Source organism: Nitrospiria bacterium (genome assembly GCA_035498035.1).
Classification (GTDB): domain Bacteria; phylum Nitrospirota; class Nitrospiria; order JACQBZ01; family JACQBZ01; genus JACQBZ01.
Window position 1 is genome coordinate 202956 of sequence record DATKAN010000025.1, and the last position, 20903, is coordinate 223858.

Here is a 20903-nt window from a genome sequence, read left to right on the forward strand (position 1 = left end):
CGCGGCATTAATATGGCATACGGTCTCAAAATCTCTGCCTGGGCCGGAATTGGCTTATTGTTGACCTCCCTTCCGGAATCCGCATGGGCCATGACGGGGCCCTTCGTCGACACGCTGGCGGATATCCTGACCATCGTGGTCCTCCTATTTGTTCCCGTTGTCGGAATTTATTTATTCTGGATGGTCCATATCCTTCCCGAAAAAATCGCCGAGAAGCGTCATCACCCCCAGAAGGAGGCGATCAAAATCCTCTGCATCCTGTCGTTAGTCTTCGGCGGGATGCTTTGGCCGCTCGCCTGGCTCTGGGCCTACTCAAAACCCGTACTGCACAAGATGGCCTACGGGACCGACAAACACGAGGATTACTACCTGGAAAGCGAAGGCGAGGCCGAGGCGCCGGCCGGCGACACGGGCGAGGCGGTCGCCCGACTTCGCCTGGCCATCGGTCAACTGGCCGCAAAAGGCGTACCCGCCGAGGAGCTCGAGTCCCTTAAGCGCGAGCTGGCCGAGATCGAGGAAACATTAGCGCGGATGAAAACCCGCCAGGGAGAAGTCTGATGGAACTCCTATTGGTAGGCATTTATTCATTTTTCGTCTGGATTATTTTCTTCAAGCTCAAGTGGCTGCCCTGGAACACGACCTCGCAGGTGGTGGTCGTCACCATTCCGATCGTCGGGCTCGCCACCCTGATCCTCTTGCTCAACGTCGTCGCCCCATCGTCACACGACGTGCGCGTGATCAAGTACGTGGTGCAGGTTATGCCTCAAGTGCGAGGCCGTGTGATCGAGGTGCCGGCCGAGGGCAATCGACCGATGAAGAAGGGTGACGTGCTGTTCAAGATCGATCCCACCCCGTTCGAGATCGACGTCCGGCGCATCGAGGCGCAACTTTCCCTGGCCCAGACGCGGCTCAGGCAGTCGCGCGACCTCGCGAAGACCGGCGCGGGAAGCAAATTCGACGAGGAGCGTTATGAAAGCGACGTGCGACAACTCCAGGCGCAACTGGATCAAGCGCGCTGGGACCTGTCGCAAACGACGATGTATGCGCCGGCGGACGGCTCGGTCATCAACCTGCAGCTTCGGGTCGGTTCGTTCGTCGTGCCGTTTCCAATTGTGCCGGCGATGAGCTTTGTCGAAGACGAGTATCAGGTGATCGCGCTCTACCATCAGAACGAGCTGCACGAGGTGGAGCCGGGCAACGAAGTGGAAATCGCTCTGCCGACCTATCCCGGCCGGATCATCAAGGGGAAGGTCGACTCCATCGTCTGGGCCCAGGGACAGGGTCAAGTTCCAATGAGCGGGACGATCCCTCAGACGGGACCTATTCCTCCGCCGGAGGGACGCTTCCCGGTGAAGATCGATCTCGAGGAGAAGGACCGGGCCCTCTTTCTGGCGGCCGGGGCATTGGGCAGCGCGGCGATCTATACCCATCATGTAGAACCGATCCATATTCTCCGCAAGGTGATACTGCGCGTGGGTTCCTACACCAACTACCTCGTCCTGAAGCTTCATTAGGTCGTGGGGGGTAACGTGGCGTACCGGCGATCGCGAATTCCGTTCCGATATGCACTGGCGGTGATCCCGTTGTTGGGCGGCGCTTTGTGGGGCTGCGCGCTCAACCCCCCGCCGAGCGCCGATGAAATTCGCTCGCAAACCCTGGCGCACGCGGAGCTGCCGCCGAAGTGGAAGGCCCCCGGCGCGGCGGAGGGGGCGGTGGTCGACGGATGGCTCGCCACCTTCAACGACGCCTCCCTCCGGGCCCTGGTGGAGGAAGCGCTCGTTCACAATGCGGATCTGCGCGTGGCCGCGACGCGTGTGGAGCAGGCGGGAGGATACCTGAAAGTCGCGGGGGCGAGCCTGTATCCGGCCGTGACCGCGCTCGGTCGAGCCGGCGGAAAGCTCAGCGGCGACAATTCCGGTCTTACGGGCATCCTCGTGTCGGCCTCATGGGAAATCGATCTTTGGGGGCGGGTGCGGTACGGCCGCGCCGCCGCGACCCAACAATATGCCTCGGCGCTGTCGGACTTCGAATACGGTCGACAGTCTCTCGCCGCCATGGTGGCCAAGAGCTGGTTCCTCGCGACCGAGGCCAAACAGCAGAAAGAAACCGCCGCCCAGATCGTGACCTCCGCAGAACAATTGCTCAACATCGCGCGCCAGCGTCTGCGAGTGGGCGCGGGCAATGAGTTGGACGTCGCCGTCGCCCAGGCCAATCTCGACGGCTACCGTGACACCCTCCGGCAGCTTGAGCTCGCCTACGAACAATCGTTACGCGCGCTCGAACTGCTTCTGGGCCGCTATCCCGCCGCGGCTATGGAAGCCTCCGGGAAGTTGGACCTGATGCCCCCGCCGGTGCCGGCCGGATTACCGTCGGAACTCCTCGAACGCCGCCCGGATGTCGTCGCCGCGGAGCGGCGGGTCGCCGCGGCCTTCGACCGCGTGGGCGAGGCGAAGGCCGCGATGTTGCCGAAAATCTCGCTCACGGCCGGCGTCAGCAGCGTCTCAAGCGACCTGTTCGTCCTCAAGGATCACAACAATCCGGTCTGGAGCGCCGGGGCGAACTTGCTGGCGCCGATCTATCAGGGCGGGGCGCTGCGCGCCCAGGTGGAGATCCGCACGTCCGAGCAGAAACAGGCGCTGGCCGAGTACGCGCAGGCGGGGCTTCGCGCTTTCGGCGAAGTGGAGAATGCGCTGGCGACCGAGTTCACGCTCAAGGATCGCCAGACGATTCTGATGAACGCCGTGACGGACAATGAGCGCGCCCTCGAGCTAGCCAATGTACAGTATCGCGTGGGCTCGGTGGATCTTCGAAGTGTATCGCAGCAGCAGCTCGCCCTGTTCGCCGCACGGTCGGCGCTGATTCGGGTTCAGAGCGAGGCGCGCGTGCAACGGGTTAACTTATACCTGGCGCTGGGAGGAAGCTTCAAAAAGTCCGAAGAGGAAAAGAAGACCGAAGACGGGACGCAATCAAACCTGGCCCCGCCTTCGCCAACAGAGGAGACGACCGGCAGTGGCAAAACTACAAATTGAACACGATCGGCCCAAGATGAAACAAAAAGAGTATGCCAAGGAGCTGCAGCGCCTTCAGGCGGAGCTTTGCATGCTCCAGGAATGGGTCAAGGCCAAAGGACTGCGGGTGATCGTTTTTTTCGAGGGACGCGACGCCGCCGGCAAGGGCGGAACGATCAAGGCGATCACCGAGCGCGTGAGTCCGCGGGTCTTCCGCCTCGTGGCCCTGCCCGCGCCGTCCGATCGGGAGAAATCGCAGATGTACGTCCAACGGTACGTCCAGCATTTCCCGGCGGCCGGTGAGATCGTGATCTTTGATCGCAGTTGGTACAACCGCGCGGGCGTGGAGCACGTCATGGGGTTTTGCACGAAGGAGCAGCACCGCCGTTTCCTGAAGCTTTGTCCCGAGATTGAACAATATATCGTTGAAGGAGGCATTCAGCTCATCAAGTACTGGCTGGAAGTCAGCAATAAGGAACAGAAGCGACGGTTTGAGGCGCGCATAAACGACCCGCTGCGCCAATGGAAGCTCAGTCCCATTGATTTGCCGTCACGGAGCCGCTGGTATGATTACTCCCGCGCGCGGGACATGATGCTGGAGGCGACGGATACGAAATGGGCGCCCTGGTACATTCTGCGGTCGGACGACAAGAAACGGGCCCGCCTCAATTGCATCTCTCATCTCCTGAGCCTCATTCCGTACGAGAAGTTGCCCCAGAAGAAGGTGCACCTGCCCGATCGCTCGAAAAAAGGGGCCTACGACGATCAGGCTGCGTTGAAGGGCAGAAATTTCGTGCCGGAGAAATATTGATGGTCGAATTGAACCTGAAGGGAAAGCATCTCACCTTCATCCTCGCGGGCCTCACGCTGCTCGTGCTCGCGCTCTCGGTGCCGGGGTCCCTGCGCGAGGCCTTTAACCGCGGAGGGTTTTACCTTTTTACGCGCGAGTTCATCGAGGATATTCCAAAACGACTCACCGGCCCCGGCCGGTTTCGTTTCGTTCTCCAGCCAACCTTTGCGACCATCATCGGCATCTGGAACGGTCTGGCGGATGCGCGGGCGGGGCGGCCGCCGTATCTGTATGGCGTGCTGTTCCACCGGGGGCTACGGCGCGATCTGGTCCGAAGCGGTTACGAGAGCGTGCTCAATCTACTGCTGATGGGAATTCTCCTGGATTCTATTTTTCAATGGATCCTCTTCAGGGTTTCGTATCCGGGGGCGGCCCTTGTAGTCGGACCGGTACTGATCGTTGCGCCCTACTCGATCGCTCGCGCGTTATCGAATCGACTCGCGCGCGCGAAATTGAAGTGAAGGACCCCATTATAATGATACGAATTTTTGTTTTGACCGCAACTTTAGCCGCTTCGACGGCTTTGACGGCCTGGTCGGCGCCGCCGGGCCAGCCTGCGACAGGCGTTTCGGGAGAGGCTTCGCGCGAAGCCCTCGAGGCGGCCTTCGCAACGGCGCCCGTCCAGCTCGACAGCGAAGTGCTGTTTAAGGTGCGGGGCACGACTTCCTTTCCGGCCGAGCAGCGGGCGCTTGCCATCCACGACCGTATCGTGGCCCCGGCTCAAGACCCCGCCGTAAGTCCGGAAACGGTGCGAACGGTCGAGTCCGAAACATCAACCGATATCATGGCCGGGGATTATTTCATCATGTCGGTCTTCGACGCCGACGCACGCCTGGAAGGACTGGGTCGCCAGGAACTGGCCGCGACGCACGCCCGACGCATCCGGCAGGCCATCGAACGGTACCGCAGCGACCGGAGCCCCGAGAGTTTGATGAGAGATACTTCGGCCGCCGCCATCGCCACCGTGGTTTTCATTGCGGCGTTCTGGCTGGGATTCCGGCTGTTCCGACGTGCGGAACAGACGATCGAGGCGCGATACAAGGCGCGGATTCACGGGTTGACGATCCGCTCATTTGAAGTGATCCATGCGGAGCAGCTCTGGGGCGCGCTAAGGCGGGCGATCCATACCCTGCGCCTGATCACCGGCCTCGCCTTGCTCTTCGTTTATTTCCACTTCACGTTGGGTCTGTTTCCTTGGACGCGGGCGGCGGGCCACCGTTTGGCCCACTGGGTGTTCGAGCCCTTTGTCATCCTGGGCCACGGGGCCATCGGTTACCTGCCGAACCTCATTTTTCTCGCCATCCTTTTTATCATCACCCGATACGTGCTCAAGGTGGCCCGGCTGTTCTTCACCGGTCTGGAACGGGGAACCGTGACGATCTCGGGGTTCGATGCGGACTGGGCGCAGCCGACCTACCGGATCGTTCGATTGGCGGTCGTGGTTTTCGCGCTGGTGGTGGCCTATCCGTACATCCCCGGCGCCGAGTCCCCGGCTTTCAAGGGCCTTTCGATCTTCCTCGGCGTGATCGTGTCGCTCGGATCGTCCTCGGTCATCGCCAACATCCTGGCCGGTTACTCGCTCACGTATCGGCGGGCATTCAAGGTCGGCGACCGGGTGAAGATCGAAGGCGTCGTCGGGGACATCGAGAAGGTCCGCCTCCAGGTCACCCACCTGACTACCATCAAGAACGAAGAGGTCGTCGTGCCCAATTCCAAGATCCTCAACACGGAGATCCTCAACTACAGCTCCCTTGCCCGAACGCGCGGACTGATCCTGCATACCACCGTGGGAATCGGTTATGAAACGCCCTGGCGCCAGGTCGTCGCGATGCTGAAAATCGCGGCCGACCGCACCGCGGGGCTGCTCAAGAACCCGGAGCCGTTCGTCCGGCAGCTGTCGCTCGGCGACTTTTGCGTCACGTATGAGCTCAACGCCTACTGCGACAACGCACAATCCATGGCGCAGGTTTACTCGGACATGCACCGCAATATTCTGGACCTCTTCAATGAATACGGCGTGCAGATCATGACGCCGGCTTACGAGGGAGATCCCGCGCAGCCCAAAGTGGTGCGAAAAGAGGATTGGTTTGCGGCGCCGGCGGCGCCGCCGGACGAGGAGGAGGCTCACCGGCCCGCGAAGCCGCCTTAAGCGCGGGGCCACATCGATACAGAGATAAGGAGGAGGGACCAAAATGGACACGAACATTTCCCCGGAGCCGGCGAGAAAATTACCGCCCAAGCCCGTTGGAACGCGGACGGAGGCGGATGTTCGCGCCGGCCTTCGGGCGGGCGACTTGCGGCAGGCGGTCATCGATCACCTGCGCCACTCCATCGGGCGCCTCGAGGCGTTAGCGAAGCCTCACGACTATTACCGGGCGCTGGCGCTGGCGGTGCGCGACCGGATGCAGCACCGCTGGATCAACACCAGCGAGACCTATTTTAAACGGGGCGGCAAGGTGGCCTGTTACCTATCGGCCGAATTCCTGATGGGGCCCCATTTGGGAAACAATTTGGTGAATCTCAACATCGAACGGGAGGCGCGTGCCGCGCTGTCCGAACTCGGCCAGGACCTCGATGTCATCCTGGCCTGCGAGGAGGAGCCGGGTTTGGGCAACGGCGGGTTGGGAAGGCTCGCCGCCTGTTATCTCGATTCGCTGGCGACGCTCGAGCGGCCGGCCATCGGCTACGGCATACGGTACGAGTTCGGGATTTTTGATCAAGAGATCCGAGACGGCTGGCAGACCGAAATCACCGACAAGTGGCTGCGCCACGGGAATCCCTGGGAGATCGCCAAGCCCGATAACTCCTATTACGTCAACTGGGGCGGCCGCACCGAGCATGACCGGGATGAAGAGGGCCGTCATCGCGTGCGCTGGGTGCCGAACCGGGTGGTGAAGGGTACCGCCTACGACACCCCGATCCAGGGCTACGGCGTCAACACCTGCAACACACTGCGGCTGTGGAGCGCCGAGGCGGTCGAGTCGTTCGATTTCCAGGCCTTCAATGTCGGCGATTACTATCAGGCCGTCAACGAAAAGCTGGTCTCCGAGACCGTCACCAAGGTGCTCTACCCCAACGACGAGCCGGAAATCGGCAAGCGGCTTCGCCTGGCGCAGCAGTACTTCTTCGTTTCCTGCTCCCTGCAAGATATGCTGCGACTGCTCGAACTGGTCAGAGTTCCGGCGGAGCAGTTTGACCGACATTTTGCCGTGCAGCTAAACGACACGCATCCGTCCATCGGCGTCGCCGAATTGATGCGTCTCCTGGTGGACGAACGGCGGCTCGACTGGGATAAGGCGTGGGCCGTCACGGTCAAGACCTTCGGCTACACCAACCATACGCTTCTGCCCGAGGCGCTGGAGACCTGGCCGCTGCCGATGTTCCGCGAATTGCTGCCGCGGCATCTGGAGATCATCTACGAGATCAACCGACGTTTTCTCGATGAGGTGCGCGCTCGGTTTCCCGGCGACGAGGCCCGCGTTTCGCGGATGTCGCTGATCGGCGAGGAAGGCGAAAAGCGCGTGCGGATGGCGCATCTCGCGGCCGTCGGAAGCCACGCGGTCAACGGGGTGGCCGCGCTGCATTCCGATTTGCTCAAGGCCAGCGTGCTCAAGGATTTCTACGAACTCTGGCCGGAGCGCTTTAGCAACAAGACCAACGGCGTCACGCCGCGCCGCTTCCTGGCGCTGGCCAATCCCGGGCTTCGCGAGCTGCTCGATAGCACGATCGGCGATCGCTGGCCGGCGAACCTGGGAACGCTTCGCAAGCTGGAGTCCAAGATCGATGACGCCGCGTTCCGTCGCGACTGGCGCACGGTCAAGCGGGCCAACAAGCAACGCCTCGCCGCCTATATCCGCGCGCATACCGGAACCGAGCTGGATCCCGACTGGCTGTTCGACATCCAGGTCAAGCGCATCCACGAATACAAACGCCAGCACTTGAATGTCCTGCACATCGTCACGCTCTACCGCCGGCTCAAGGAGAATCCGGCGCTGGCGATTCCGCCTCGGGCCTTCATCTTCGGCGGCAAGGCCGCGCCCGGCTATTTCATGGCCAAGCGCATCATCAAGCTCATCAACGCCGTCGCCGAAACCGTCAACGCCGACCCGGAGGTGAACACGCGGATGAAGGTCGCCTTCGTGCCCAATTTCAACGTTCAGAACGCGCACCTCATCTATCCAGCGGCCGACCTGTCCGAGCAGATCTCCACCGCCGGCAAGGAGGCCTCGGGCACCGGCAACATGAAATTCATGATGAACGGCGCGCTGACCATCGGCACGCTGGACGGCGCCAATGTCGAGATCCGCGAAGAAGCGGGCGCTGAAAATTTCTTTTTGTTCGGGCTCACGGTGGAGGAGGTGGAACGCGTCAGGCGCGAAGGCTACCGGCCGGCGGCCTATATGGATGGCAACGCCGAGCTGGGCGCGGTGCTGGAGCTCATCGGCTCCGGCCGCTTCTCGCGCGGCGATACGGATGTGTTCCGCCCGATCGTCGAGAACCTGACCCGGTCCGATCCGTTTCTGGTCCTGGCCGATTATGCCGCGTACGTCGCCTGCCAGGAACGGGTGAGTGCCGCCTGGAAGGACGAAGATCAATGGACGCGCATGTCGATTCTCAACGCCGCGCGCAGCGGCAAGTTCTCGTCCGACCGCGCCATCGACGAATATTGCCTGGAGATCTGGGCCGTGCAGCCGGTGAAGGTGCCGTTGTAAGGCGGCACGGCCTGGCCGGCCGATGTCGTACGGATCAGGGGAGGCGATCGCAAAAGGGAGGGCATTGCAATGGAAATTCAACCGATCCGCAATCGCAAGGGCGTTGGCCCGACACAAACCAAACGAGGGGAAGAGGTGGACCCCGGTGTTCTCAAAGAAGGGGCGAGCGCCCCTCTCGGCGCAATGGTTTATCCCGACGGCGTCAACTTCAGCCTATTTTCAAGAAACGCGACCCGGGTCGAGCTGCTGCTGTTCGACGATGAGAAGGCTAAAAAGCCGTCGAAGGTCATTCCGCTCGATCCCGACCGGAACCGCACCTATCACTACTGGCATTGCTTCGTCCCGGACCTTAAGCCGGGCCAGGTCTATGCCTATCGAGCCGACGGGCCCTTCACGCCGGAGCTTGGTTTAAGGTTCGACGGGGAGAAGGTTCTGATCGACCCCTACGGCCTGGCCATCGCGGTTCCCGATGCCTACAACCGCGGAGCGGCGAGCCGGCCCGGAGACAATGCGGCGACGGCGATGAAAAGCGTCGTGGCCGATCCCGGGAGCTATGACTGGGAAGGCGACCGGCCGCTCAAGCGGCCCTTTGCGGAAACGGTGATCTACGAGCTTCATGTCCGCGGCTTCACCCGCCATCCCAGCTCGGGCGTCGCGCCCGTGAAGCGGGGGACCTTCGCCGGCTTGATCGAAAAGATTCCTTATCTTAAAGACCTGGGGGTCACCGCCGTCGAGCTGTTGCCGGTTTTTCAGTTCGACCCCCAGGATGCGCCCGAAGGCCGCGTGAACTACTGGGGCTACCAGCCGGTCTCCTTTTTCGCGCCGCATCATGCGTACAGCTCGCGGAAGGGAGCCCTGTCCGTGCTCGATGAATTTCGCGACATGGTGAAGGCGCTTCATCGCGCCGGAATCGAAGTCATCCTGGATGTCGTATTCAATCACACGACGGAGGGCGGTCAAAACGGACCGACATTGTGCTATCGCGGCCTGGCCAACGACTTCTATTACATTCTGGAGCAGGACAAATCGCGCTACGCGGACTACACCGGCTGCGGCAATACGCTGAACGCCAACCAGCCGTTCGTGCGCCGGTTGATTCAGGACAGCCTCCGCTATTGGGTGACGCAGATGCACGTCGACGGCTTTCGGTTCGATCTCGCCTCGATCCTGTCCCGCGACGAGTCGGGCCGGTCCCTGCCGAACCCGCCCGTTCTCTGGGACATCGAGTCGGATCCCCTGCTGGCCGGCACGAAGCTGATCGCGGAGGCGTGGGACGCCGCGGGACTCTATCAGGTGGGAAGCTTCGTCGGCGACACCTGGCAGGAATGGAACGGCCGCTTCCGGGACGACGTGCGGCGGTTTTTAAAGGGCGACAACGGCTCGGTGTCGCCTATTGCGGCCCGGCTCCTGGGCAGTCCCGACATCTACGGCCACGACCAACGGGAGGCGGAGCAGAGCGTCAATTTCGTCACCTGTCACGACGGCTTCACCCTCAACGATCTGGTTTCCTACGACCGGAAGCACAACGAGGCCAACGGCGAGGACAATCGCGACGGTTCCAACGACAATCTGAGCTGGAACTGCGGCGCGGAGGGACCGTCGGACGATCCGGCGATCGAGGCGCTGCGAAACCGCCAGGTGAAGAACTTTTTTGCGCTGGAGTTGCTGGCGGCCGGCACCCCGATGCTGTTGATGGGCGACGAGGTGCGGCGGACCCAGCGGGGAAACAACAACGCCTATGGCCAGGACGGCGAGATCAGTTGGTTTGACTGGGGCCTGCTGGAGCGCCATGCCGACGTTCACCGGTTTGTCAAAGCGCTGACGGCGTTTCGCCAGCGTCGTGACGTGCTGGCGGAAGACAAAAACCTTACCCTGAACCAACTCCTGGATCGGGCAAAAATCGAGTGGCACGGGGTGGCGCTGAACCACCCGGACTGGAGCGACGCGTCGCATGCCGTCGCCTTCACATTGCGCAGCCTCCGGGGACGATATATCCTCCACGGGATGTTCAACGCTTATTGGGAACCGTTGGCGTTCGAACTGCCCCCCGTCCCACCGGGGAATAAGCATCGATGGCGGCGGTGTATCGACACCGCGCGGACGTCCCCCGATGACATCTATACCTGGGACAAGGCGCCGGCCGTGGCGCAGGCGACCTTTGTCGTCCAGCCGCGCTCGATCGTCCTTCTCGCGCTTTCGCTTCAGGGGTCCGCCGAGGGCCGTTTCAAAAAGGGATGATCCGATGACCGCGAGACCGACCCAGCACGTTTATCTCATCCGGCACGGCGAGACGGAGTGGAGTCTGAGCGGCCAGCACACCGGAATCACGGATATCCCGCTCACGGAAAACGGCCGGAACGTGGCCCGGCTGTTGAAGCCGGTATTGGACAAGGAGAGCTTCGCACGGGTTTTTTCAAGCCCCCTGCGGCGCGCCCGTGAGACCTGCGACCTGGCCGGATTCGGCGAGCGCGCGGAAATCGATCGGGACTTGATGGAATGGAACTACGGCGAATACGAAGGGCTCACCCCGAAACAGATCCACACGAAAGCGCCCGGCTGGATGATCTTCAGCGACGGTTGTCCCGGAGGAGAGGGCCCGGAGCAGGTCGGTGCCCGCGCCGATCGTGTGATCGGAAGAGTCCGCGCGGTGGAAGGGAACGTCGCCCTTTTTGCGCACGGCCATATTTTCAGGGTCTTTGCGGCCCGGTGGCTCGGACTTCCGGCCGCGGCGGGGCGTCACTTCCTTCTCGATACCGCGACGCTGAACATCCTGGGTTATTACCGGGACATCCCGGCGGTGAAGAGGTGGAATGCCATGCTCACATCGTAGGGAGCCGGGGCCGTTTTTGATTTGGCCATGGCATTGAAACAAAGCCGAGGAAAAACTCCAAGGCATGTGGAGGGCCCCTCGGCGTGAAAAACAGGAGGGCCTATGAAAACCACCGACTTGGCAATGACCGCGCGGTCGCTCGTGGCGGACGGAAAAGGAATCCTGGCGGCCGACGAGACCCCGCCGACCATGACGAAACGCCTCGACGCGCGAAAGATCGAATCGACGCCGGACAGCCGTCGGGCCTACCGCGAGATGTTCTTTACCACACCCGGAATCGCCGAGTTCATCAGCGGCGTCATCCTGCAGGATGAGACGATCCGTCAGAGGGCATCGAAGGGAACCGGGCTGGCCGATCTGCTCGCGAAGCAGGGGATCCTCCCCGGCATCAAAGTCGATCTCGGCGCGAAACCGCTGGCCGGTTCGACCGGAGAAAAAATCACCGAAGGCCTCGACGGGCTCCGTGACCGCCTAAAGGAATACCGCGAAATCGGCGCGCGTTTCGCCAAATGGCGTGCGGTGATCGCCCTAAGCGATACGCTCCCGAGCCCAACCTGCGTACAAGCGAACGCGCACGCGCTCGCCCGATATGTCGCACTTTGTCAGGAGGTGGGCGTGGTTCCCATCGTTGAACCTGAAGTCCTCATGGATGGATCGCACACGATCGAGCGATGCGAGGAAGTGACGGGCATCGTCCTTCACGAGGTCTTCAACGCGCTCTTCGACCAGAAGGTGTCTCTCGAAGGAATGCTGCTCAAGCCGAACATGGTCATATCGGGTAAGGAGTGTGCCAAGCAGGCCTCCGTCAAAGAAGTGGCGGTCGCAACGCTGCGCTGTCTCAGCCGGCATGTTCCGGCCGCCGTCCCCGGCATCGTCTTCCTGTCCGGCGGGCAGGATCATCTCGCGGCCACCATGCATCTGAGCGCGATCAATCAGCTCGAGGGACCGAAACCCTGGAAGCTCACTTTTTCGTACGGGCGGGCCTTGCAGGACGAGGCACTCAGAGCCTGGCGTGGAAAGAACGAAAACCTCAAAGCGGGCCAGCAGGCGTTCTATCATCGGGCCATGTGCGACAGCGCGGCCGCCCTGGGCCGATATACCAACGCCATGGAAGGCCGACCGGCGAGGGCTTGACGTTGGAGGCACAGCAATCGAGGTCTGCGGCAGAAAACAATCAAATGGAATCATTGGGAGGCTGTCATGGGAAATCCATTATCCGATAAAGAACTGGAGTTGATGAATGCCTATTGGAGGGCTTGTAATTATCTCTCGGTCGGGATGATTTACCTTCAAGATAATCCCCTGCTCAAAGAACCCTTGAAGACGGAGCATGTGAAGCACCGGCTGCTCGGTCACTGGGGCGCAAGCCCGGCGCTGTCCTTCGTTTGGGTGCATCTGAACCGGATGATCCTCAAACACGATCTCGACGTGATCTTCGTGGCCGGGCCCGGTCACGGCGCGCCGGGGGTGCTGGGGCCGGCCTATCTTGAAGGCACCTACTCCGAGATCTATCCGGACAAGAGCGAGGACGCGGAAGGGATGCAAAAGTTCTTCAAGCAGTTCTCCTTTCCCGGCCATATCGGGAGCCACGTGACGCCGGAGACGCCCGGTTCCATCCACGAAGGCGGCGAGCTCGGCTACAGTCTTTCTCACGCCTACGGCATGGCGTTCGACAATCCCGATCTCATCATCGCATGCGTGGTGGGAGACGGCGAGGCCGAGACCGGACCGCTCGCGACGGCCTGGCATTCCAACAAATTCATCAACCCCGTACGCGACGGGGCGGTGCTGCCGATCCTGAACTTGAACGGCTACAAGATCGCCAACCCGACGATCCTGGCGCGTGTAAGCCACGAGGAGCTGGAGGCGCTGTTTGTCGGCTACGGCTACAAGCCCTATTTCGTGGAAGGGGACGATCCGGCCGTGATGCACCAAACGATGGCCGCCACGCTCGAAGAGGCGATCGGCGAGATTCGTTCGATTCAAAAGGGGGCGCGGCAAACGAACAACCCCTTCCGTCCGCGCTGGCCGATGATCGTGCTGCGCTCGCCGAAAGGCTGGACCGGGCCGAAGGAAATCAAAGGACACAAAGTGGAAGGATTCTGGCGCTCTCATCAGGTTCCCTTTTCCGATGTGCGCGACAATCCGGCGAACCTCAAACTCCTGGAAGACTGGATGGGTAGCTACAGGCCCGAGGAGCTGTTCGATGCCACCGGTAAGCTCAAGCCCGAACTCAAAGCGCTTGCGCCCAAGGGCCATCGGCGGATGAGCGCCAACCCGCATGCCAACGGCGGGCTGCTGCGCAAGGAACTCAAGCTCCCGGATTTCCGAAATTACGCCGTGAAGGTGGAACAGGCCGGCAAGGTCTTGCATGAGAATACCAAGCCGCTGGGCGAGTTCCTGCGCGACGTGATGCGAAACAACATGACCAATTTCCGCGTCTTCGGTCCGGACGAGACCGCCTCGAACCGGCTTCAGGCCGTTTATGAAGCGAGCAAGAAGACCTGGATGGCGGATCTGTTGCCGGAGGACCTGGACGGAAGCGAACTGTCGCGTGACGGCCGGGTGATGGAGATGCTCTCGGAGCATACATTGATCGGCTGGCTGGAGGGTTATCTGCTCACGGGCCGGCACGGGTTCTTCCACACCTACGAAGCCTTTGCCCACGTCATCGATTCCATGTTCAACCAGCACGCCAAATGGCTGGACATTTCCAAGAACCATGTGCCCTGGCGCGCCTCGGTCGCCTCCGAGACCATACTCCTGTCGTCCACGGTCTGGCGCCAGGATCACAACGGCTTTTCGCATCAGGACCCGGGCTTCATCGACCTGGTCACCAACAAGAGCTCGAGCGTGACCCGAATCTATCTTCCGCCCGATGCCAACACATTGCTGTCGGTCGCGGACCACTGTCTTCGGTCGACCGACTACATCAACGTCATCGTGGCCGACAAACAGAAACATCTCCAGTTCACCACGATCGAGGAGGCGGTCGTGCATTGCGCCAAGGGTCTCGGAATCTGGGGACGGGCGAGCACGGACGCGGGCGAAGAGCCGGATGTGGTGCTGGCTTCCTGCGGCGACGTGGCCACCCAGGAGGCGTTGGCCGCCGCCGCGATCCTGCGCGAGCGCGTGCCCGATCTGAGGCTGCGCTTCGTCAACGTGGTGGATCTGTTCAAGCTGCAGCCGGCTTCCGAGCATCCACACGGGTCGACGGACCGCGAATTCGACAGCCTGTTCACGACCGACAAGCCGATCATCTTCAATTTCCACGGCTATCCCTGGCTGATTCATAAGCTCGCCTATCGTTTCAAGGGACACGAGAACCTGCATGTGCGCGGCTACAAGGAAAAGGGGAATATCAATACACCGCTCGAGCTGGCGCTGCTGAACGAAACCTCGCGGTTCAACCTCGTCATCGACGTGATCGATCGGGTGCCGAAGCTGCGCACGAAGGCCGCGCATTTAAAGGAGGAGATGAAGAACGCCATCATCGACAACATGAACTACGCGCACGAGCACGGCACCGACCGGCCGGAGATCACCAACTGGGTCTGGCCGTTTTAGAAATTTAAGGCGAACCTTATGTCGGACGCAATCCTGGTGCTCAATGCCGGCTCCTCGAGCCTGAAGTTTTCGGTCTTTCTCAACGAAGACCCGCCCCGGCCCCTTCTGCGCGGGCAGATCGAAGGACTGCCGGGGCGCCCGCGGTTCGTGGCCCGCGACGCCACGACCCTCGTCGGCGAAAAGGAGTGGGAGGCCGGCGCCCGGCTGGATCATCGGGGCGCGATCGAGTTCCTATTCAGATGGGGTCGGGGCGGCGCGCTCGGCGGGAATCGAATTGTCGCGACAGGGCATCGCGTCGTGCACGGAGGGGTTAAGTTTACGGGGCCGGTGCTCCTCGACCCGGAAACGGTGGCCGATTTGGAGGCGCTCATCCCGCTGGCCCCGTTGCACCAACCGCACAACGTGGCGGCGATCAAAGCGGCGACACAGATGGCTCCTAACATAGCCCATGTAGCCTGCTTCGACACCTCCTTTCACCGCACGCAACCGGCGGTCGCGCAGGCCTTCGCACTGCCGCGCCAGTATGCCGACGAAGGCGTTCGTCGCTACGGATTTCACGGCCTGTCCTACGAATACATCGCCTCGGTGCTGGCCGGGATGGATCGGCGCGCGGCCCATGGGCGTACCGTGGTCGCGCACCTGGGCAACGGCGCCAGCCTTTGCGCGATGGAGGGCGGCCAAAGTGTCGCCACGACGATGAGCTTCACGGCATTGGACGGGCTCATGATGGGCACCCGCTGCGGTGCGATCGATCCCGGTGTGCTGCTTTATTTGATCGATCGGCACGGCATGAACGCCCGCGCACTGGGGGAACTTCTTTACGAACAATCCGGGTTGCTCGGTGTCTCGGGCATTTCGAGCGACATGCGCGAGCTGTTGGAAAGTCCCGACTCCCGCGCTGCCGAGGCGGTGAATCTGTTCGTCTATCGGGTCGGCCGCGAGATCGGGTCACTCGCCGCGGCCCTGGGGGGACTCGACGCACTGGTGTTTACCGGAGGCATCGGCGAACATGCGGTTTCGATTCGCGAGCGCGTCTGCCGCGAGGCGGGCTGGCTCGGACTGGAACTGGATATGGAGGCCAACGAAAAGGGTGGCCCCTGTATCAGCCGTAAGGGCAGCCGCGTGACCGCATGGGTGATACCGACCGATGAGGAGCTGATGATCGCACAGCACATACGGCGTTTGATTGGATCAGCGCCGTAGATCCAATGCCCGAGCGCCAGAGCTTGAACCGATCGCGCGACAGTCCATTTAGATGCGGAACGCATTTTTAACCTGAAGAAAGGAGATCAACATGGACGCCGAAAAGAAACGCCTTGAAGAGGCCCGAGAGCAAAAGGCCCCCTGGAAGAAGTGGGGACCCTACCTCAGTGAACGACAGTGGGGGACCGTACGCGAGGATTACAGCGAGAACGGTGACGCCTGGAATTTCTTTACCCACGATCAGGCCCGCTCGCGCGCCTACCGTTGGGGCGAGGACGGCATCGCCGGCATTTCCGATGACAAACAGCGCCTCTGCTTCGCGCTTGCGCTGTGGAATGGGAAGGACCCCATCCTGAAGGAACGGCTCTTCGGGCTTACGAACAGTCAGGGCAACCACGGCGAGGACGTGAAGGAGTATTACTTCTATCTCGACTGCACGCCGACTCATTCGTATATGAAGTATCTCTACAAGTATCCCCAAGCGGCCTATCCCTACGCGGACCTGGTCGAGACAAACAGTCGTCGCAGCCGCAACGACATGGAGTACGAACTCCTCGACACCGGCGTCTTCAATGCCGACCGCTACTTCGACGTCTTCGTCGAGTATGCCAAGGGTGATCCCGAGGACATCCTCGTCAAGATCACGGCTCACAACCGCGGGCCGGAGGCTGCGGAACTGCATCTCTTGCCGACACTGTGGTTCCGCAACGACTGGGCATCATGGATCTCTGAATCCAACCGGGCTGCCGGGAAACCGAACATCAAGCAGGTCAAGGCAACCTCGGGCACGAGCACCGTCGAGGCAATGCATTCGCTGCTGGGCAAATTCGTCCTTTCCTGCGAAGGCGAGGCGCCGCTGCTCTTCACCGATAACACAACGAATAATGACAGGCTCTTTCCCGGCCACCCCAATCCCGACCCGTATGTCAAGGACGGCATCAACGACTTCGTTGTCCAGGGCCGCAAGGGAGCAGTGAATCCCGGGAAGACCGGGACGAAGGCGGCGGCGCATTACCGTCTGAAGGTCGCTCCAAAGGGATCTGCGACCGTGCGTCTGCGCCTGACCGCAAATGGCCCGGCCGTGCCGTTCGGTCCCGAGTTCGAATCAATCTTCGCAGCACGGCTCAAGGAGGCGGATGAATTCTATCGCTCTGTGACCCCGCCGTCGATCTCGCCGGACGCGGCCAACGTGATGCGCCAGGCCATCGCCGGCATGCTCTGGAGCAAGCAGTTCTTCTTCTTCGACGGCGACAGTTGGCTGGAGGAGCACCACTCCCACCCCCTCCATCACGGATATCGAATGGCCCGGAACTCGGAGTGGTTCCACATGGTGAATGAGGACGTCATCTCCATGCCCGACAAGTGGGAATACCCCTGGTACGCGGCCTGGGACCTCGCCTTTCACACGCTGCCACTCTCGATCGTGGACCCTGACTTCGCCAAGGAACAGATGAAACTGATGCTCCGCGGCGTCTACCTGCACCCCAGCGGCCAGATGCCTGCGTACGAGTGGAACTTCAGCGACGTGAACCCTCCGGTGCATGCGTTTGCGACGCTCTTCCTCCATCGCACCGAGCAGGCCCTGCGCGGAGAAACGGATGTGGATTTTCTCAAGGCGGCCTTCAACAAGCTCCTGCTGAACTTCACCTGGTGGGTGAACCGGAAGGACCGGTTCGGCAAGAACGTCTTCGAGGGCGGCTTCCTCGGCCTCGACAACATCGGCGTCTTCGACCGCAGCGCGCCGCTCCCCACGGGCGGCCACCTCGAGCAGGCGGACGGCACGGCCTGGATGGCGCTGTTCAGCCAGAACATGGGTGAGCTTGCGATCGAGCTCGCGTGCCACGACATCTCCTACGAGGATATGGTCGTCAAGTTCGCCGAGCACTTCTACTATATTGCCGCGGCCATGAACCGCCCCGGTCAAGGTGGCATGTGGGACGAGGAGGACGGCTTCTACTACGACCTGCTTCGTCTCCCTGATGGCAGCGCCACGCGTCTCAAGGTCCGCTCGATGGTGGGGCTCCTGCCCTTGTGCGCCAGCACGAACATCGAAAAGTGGCAGCGTGAGCGCATTCCGGGGGCGATGGCGCAGATCATGGAACGCTTGCGCCGGATGCCCGAGCTAGCGAACACCATACACCCTACGGGTCCCGGCCACTTCGGCGTGGCAGACCGCGGGATCATGGCCTTGGTCAACCCGGAGCGGCTTCGCCGGATTCTCTCCAAGATGCTGGACGAGAACGAGTTCCTGGGTCCCTACGGAATCCGCTCGCTCTCGAAGTTTCACGAGAAGCAGCCGTATGTCTTCCGGACCGGCGGCCAGGAGTACAGGGTCAACTATCTCCCCGCCGAGTCGAACACCGGCATGTTCGGCGGCAATTCCAACTGGAGGGGGCCGGTCTGGATGCCGGTGAACATCATGCTCATTCGGGCGCTGCTGAACTACTACCTGTACTACGGCGACAATTTCACCATCGAATGCCCGACGGGATCCGGGAAGATGATGAACCTCTTCGAGGTTTCCAAGGAGATTTCTGACCGGCTCAGCCGGATCTTCCTGCGGGACGGTCGCGGTTGGCGGGCGGTCTACGGTGGAACAGAGAAGTTCCAGACCGATCCCCATTGGCGCGACCACATACTTTTCTACGAGTACTTTCACGGCGACAACGGCGCGGGACTGGGCGCCAGCCATCAGACCGGCTGGACCGGACTTGTGGCCAAGACCATCCAGCTGTACGGCTTCCTGGACGCCAAGCGGGCGCTGGAGGGGGGCAAGCAGACCGCGTTCAGGAAGGGCGCCACGGGCGCCGGGGAGGGATGAGGTGAGCCGCTGGCCCAAACACCCCGTCATCTACGAGATCAATACCTGGGTCTGGCTGCGTGAACTCGGACGGAAATACCGGCAGCCGGTGGACCTTTCCACGGTGCCGAAGGAGGAGTGGGATGCCGTCGCCGCTCATGGCGTTGACGCCGTCTGGTTCATGGGCGTCTGGGAGCGGAGCCCGGCCGGCATTGAAATCTCCATGCGGAATACGGGGCTCCTCGAGGATTTCAGGAGGGCTCTTCCTGACTTTTCGCCTGAGGACAATGTCGGCTCGCCCTACTGCGTGCGCCGCTACGTCGTTGATGAACAGCTCGGCGGTCCGAAGGGGCTTGCAGCCGCACGAAGCATGCTCCGTGAACGCGGGCTGCGGCTCATTCTTGATTTCGTTCCCAACCACGTGGCGCCCGACCACCCCTGGGTCATCGATCATCCTGAATACTTCGTTCAGGGGAATGCCGATGATGTGAGGAACGACCCGGCCTCCTTCGTCAAGGCGGGAGGCACGGTGTTCGCCCGCGGCCGGGATCCCTACTTCCCGGCATGGCCCGACGTGCTTCAACTCAACGCCTTTCAGCCGGGGCTCCGTCAGGCGGTAATCGAAACGGTCTCGGAGATGGCCGAGCAGTGTGACGGGATCCGGTGCGACATGGCGATGCTCATGCTGAACAATATCTTCGAGCGTACCTGGGGGGCCCGTGCGGGAGTCAAGCCGGTCGACGACTACTGGACAACGGTGATCCCGGCGATCAAAGGGAAGTATCGGGAGTTCCGGTTCATCGCCGAGGCCTACTGGGACCTCGAGTGGGAACTGCAACAACAGGGTTTTGATCACTGCTACGACAAAAAACTCTATGACCGGATGGAACACGGGAACGCCGAGAGCGTGCGTCTGCACCTCCTTGCGGATCCTACTTACCAGCAGCGCATGGTCCGGTTCATCGAGAACCATGACGAGCCCAGGGCTGCCGTCACGTTTCCCTACGGAAAAGGGCGCGCGGCCGCCGTGGCGATCCTCACGCTCACCGGGGCCAAGCTGCTGCATGAGGGGCAATTCGAGGGAAGGAAGGTGAGGTTGCCTGTCTTTCTGGGCCGTCGCCCGGCGGAGTCGGTCGATCATGACCTCTCGGCCTTCTATGAACGTCTGCTGAAAGCGATCAATCGTGAGGTCTTTCGGAACGGTGAATGGCGCCTCTGTGAGCGGAGCGGATGGCCCGACAACCAGAGTTGCTTGAACCTCCTGGCCTGGTGTTGGGTCAAGGACGCTGAGCGCTACCTCATCGTCATCAATTTTCGGCGAGAAAGCGCACAGGCGCGTGTCCATGTGCCCTGGGATGAACTGAGAGGAAAGAAGTGGCGCCTCAACGATCTGCTGTCGGGCGAATCCTACGACCGAAACGGGGACGAGATGCGGGACGCCGGTCTGTACGTCGACCTGAAGCCGTGGCAATGCCACCTGTTCCAGTTGCGTGCCTTGTGAGGGCTGCTTTGTACGACGTCCAACCGGACCAGTACACGACCGTCATTCGTGAAATGATCCTGCACGAGAACGACGTCACCGATCACCGGATCATGAAGGAACGATAACCTAACAGTCTTGCGGAGCGGAGATGAACATGGATTTTTTTAAGAGACTTACGCTGGGTCTTTTCTTCATCTGTGCGATCGCTCTCGTTGGATGTGAGGAGCTGGCCGTACATGACACGGCGAGTCTTCTCGTTCCCCATCTTCAAAGGTCGGAGATCGTCGGCGCTGCGGCAGGGTTTGGAACAACCTTTGCCGCCGTGCCGGACGTGGTCGTGATGCTCAAGCGGCGGTCAAATAAAGGCATGAATCCGAGGATGGCGGGGATCATGGCCGTCTTTCAAATCTTGTGGGTCTACTACGGCCTGCTGATCGTCTCGAGACCCGT

15 protein-coding genes are annotated in these 20903 nt (G+C 61.5%); all 15 read left to right on the plus strand.

The window, feature by feature from the left end; genetic code table 11:
• The first annotated feature begins 60 nt into the window (after positions 1 to 60).
• Positions 61 to 558 carry a DUF3302 domain-containing protein gene (locus tag VMN77_05350; protein HTN43207.1) on the plus strand — a complete coding sequence of 166 codons (498 nt, stop codon included), beginning with the start codon at positions 61 to 63 and terminating at the stop codon, positions 556 to 558.
• The gene (locus VMN77_05355; protein HTN43208.1) at positions 558 to 1514 is read left to right on the plus strand and encodes an efflux RND transporter periplasmic adaptor subunit; all 957 of its coding nucleotides are present in this window, start codon (positions 558 to 560) and stop codon (positions 1512 to 1514) included. The genes VMN77_05350 and VMN77_05355 overlap by 1 nt, the downstream gene beginning before the upstream one ends.
• Positions 1515 to 1529: 15 nt before the next feature.
• On the plus strand, positions 1530 to 3029 hold the full coding sequence (locus tag VMN77_05360) for a TolC family protein (GenBank protein ID HTN43209.1): 1500 nt from the start codon (positions 1530 to 1532) through the stop codon (positions 3027 to 3029).
• Positions 3030 to 3045: 16 nt separating this feature from the next.
• The gene (gene ppk2 / locus VMN77_05365) at positions 3046 to 3819 is read left to right on the plus strand and encodes a polyphosphate kinase 2 (GenBank protein HTN43210.1); all 774 of its coding nucleotides are present in this window, start codon (positions 3046 to 3048) and stop codon (positions 3817 to 3819) included.
• A complete protein-coding gene (locus tag VMN77_05370) occupies positions 3819 to 4319 on the plus strand; it encodes a hypothetical protein (GenBank protein HTN43211.1) in 501 nt (166 codons plus the stop codon). Before ppk2 ends, VMN77_05370 begins: the two co-directional genes overlap by 1 nt.
• 14 nt (positions 4320 to 4333) lie before the next feature.
• The gene (locus VMN77_05375) at positions 4334 to 6007 is read left to right on the plus strand and encodes a mechanosensitive ion channel domain-containing protein (GenBank protein HTN43212.1); all 1674 of its coding nucleotides are present in this window, start codon (positions 4334 to 4336) and stop codon (positions 6005 to 6007) included.
• Between the two features lie 43 nt (positions 6008 to 6050).
• A complete protein-coding gene (locus VMN77_05380; GenBank protein ID HTN43213.1) occupies positions 6051 to 8570 on the plus strand; it encodes a glycogen/starch/alpha-glucan phosphorylase in 2520 nt (839 codons plus the stop codon).
• 69 nt (positions 8571 to 8639) lie between these two features.
• Entirely contained in the window at positions 8640 to 10808 is a 2169-nt protein-coding gene (gene glgX / locus VMN77_05385) for a glycogen debranching protein GlgX (protein ID HTN43214.1), read from the plus strand.
• Positions 10809 to 10812: 4 nt separating this feature from the next.
• Complete coding sequence (locus VMN77_05390; GenBank protein ID HTN43215.1) at positions 10813 to 11400, plus strand: histidine phosphatase family protein; 588 nt, start codon at positions 10813 to 10815, stop codon at positions 11398 to 11400.
• 102 nt (positions 11401 to 11502) lie between these two features.
• Positions 11503 to 12534 carry a class I fructose-bisphosphate aldolase gene (locus VMN77_05395; protein HTN43216.1) on the plus strand — a complete coding sequence of 344 codons (1032 nt, stop codon included), beginning with the start codon at positions 11503 to 11505 and terminating at the stop codon, positions 12532 to 12534.
• Positions 12535 to 12600: 66 nt separating this feature from the next.
• A complete protein-coding gene (locus VMN77_05400; GenBank protein HTN43217.1) occupies positions 12601 to 14967 on the plus strand; it encodes a phosphoketolase family protein in 2367 nt (788 codons plus the stop codon).
• A gap of 18 nt (positions 14968 to 14985) precedes the next feature.
• Entirely contained in the window at positions 14986 to 16170 is a 1185-nt protein-coding gene (locus VMN77_05405) for an acetate/propionate family kinase (protein HTN43218.1), read from the plus strand.
• Positions 16171 to 16261: 91 nt separating this feature from the next.
• Positions 16262 to 18991 carry a glucosidase gene (locus VMN77_05410; protein ID HTN43219.1) on the plus strand — a complete coding sequence of 910 codons (2730 nt, stop codon included), beginning with the start codon at positions 16262 to 16264 and terminating at the stop codon, positions 18989 to 18991.
• Between the two features lies 1 nt (position 18992).
• A complete protein-coding gene (locus VMN77_05415) occupies positions 18993 to 20471 on the plus strand; it encodes an alpha-amylase family glycosyl hydrolase (protein HTN43220.1) in 1479 nt (492 codons plus the stop codon).
• A gap of 136 nt (positions 20472 to 20607) precedes the next feature.
• On the plus strand, positions 20608 to 20903 hold a 296-nt coding region (locus VMN77_05420), incomplete at its 3' end, for a hypothetical protein (GenBank protein HTN43221.1).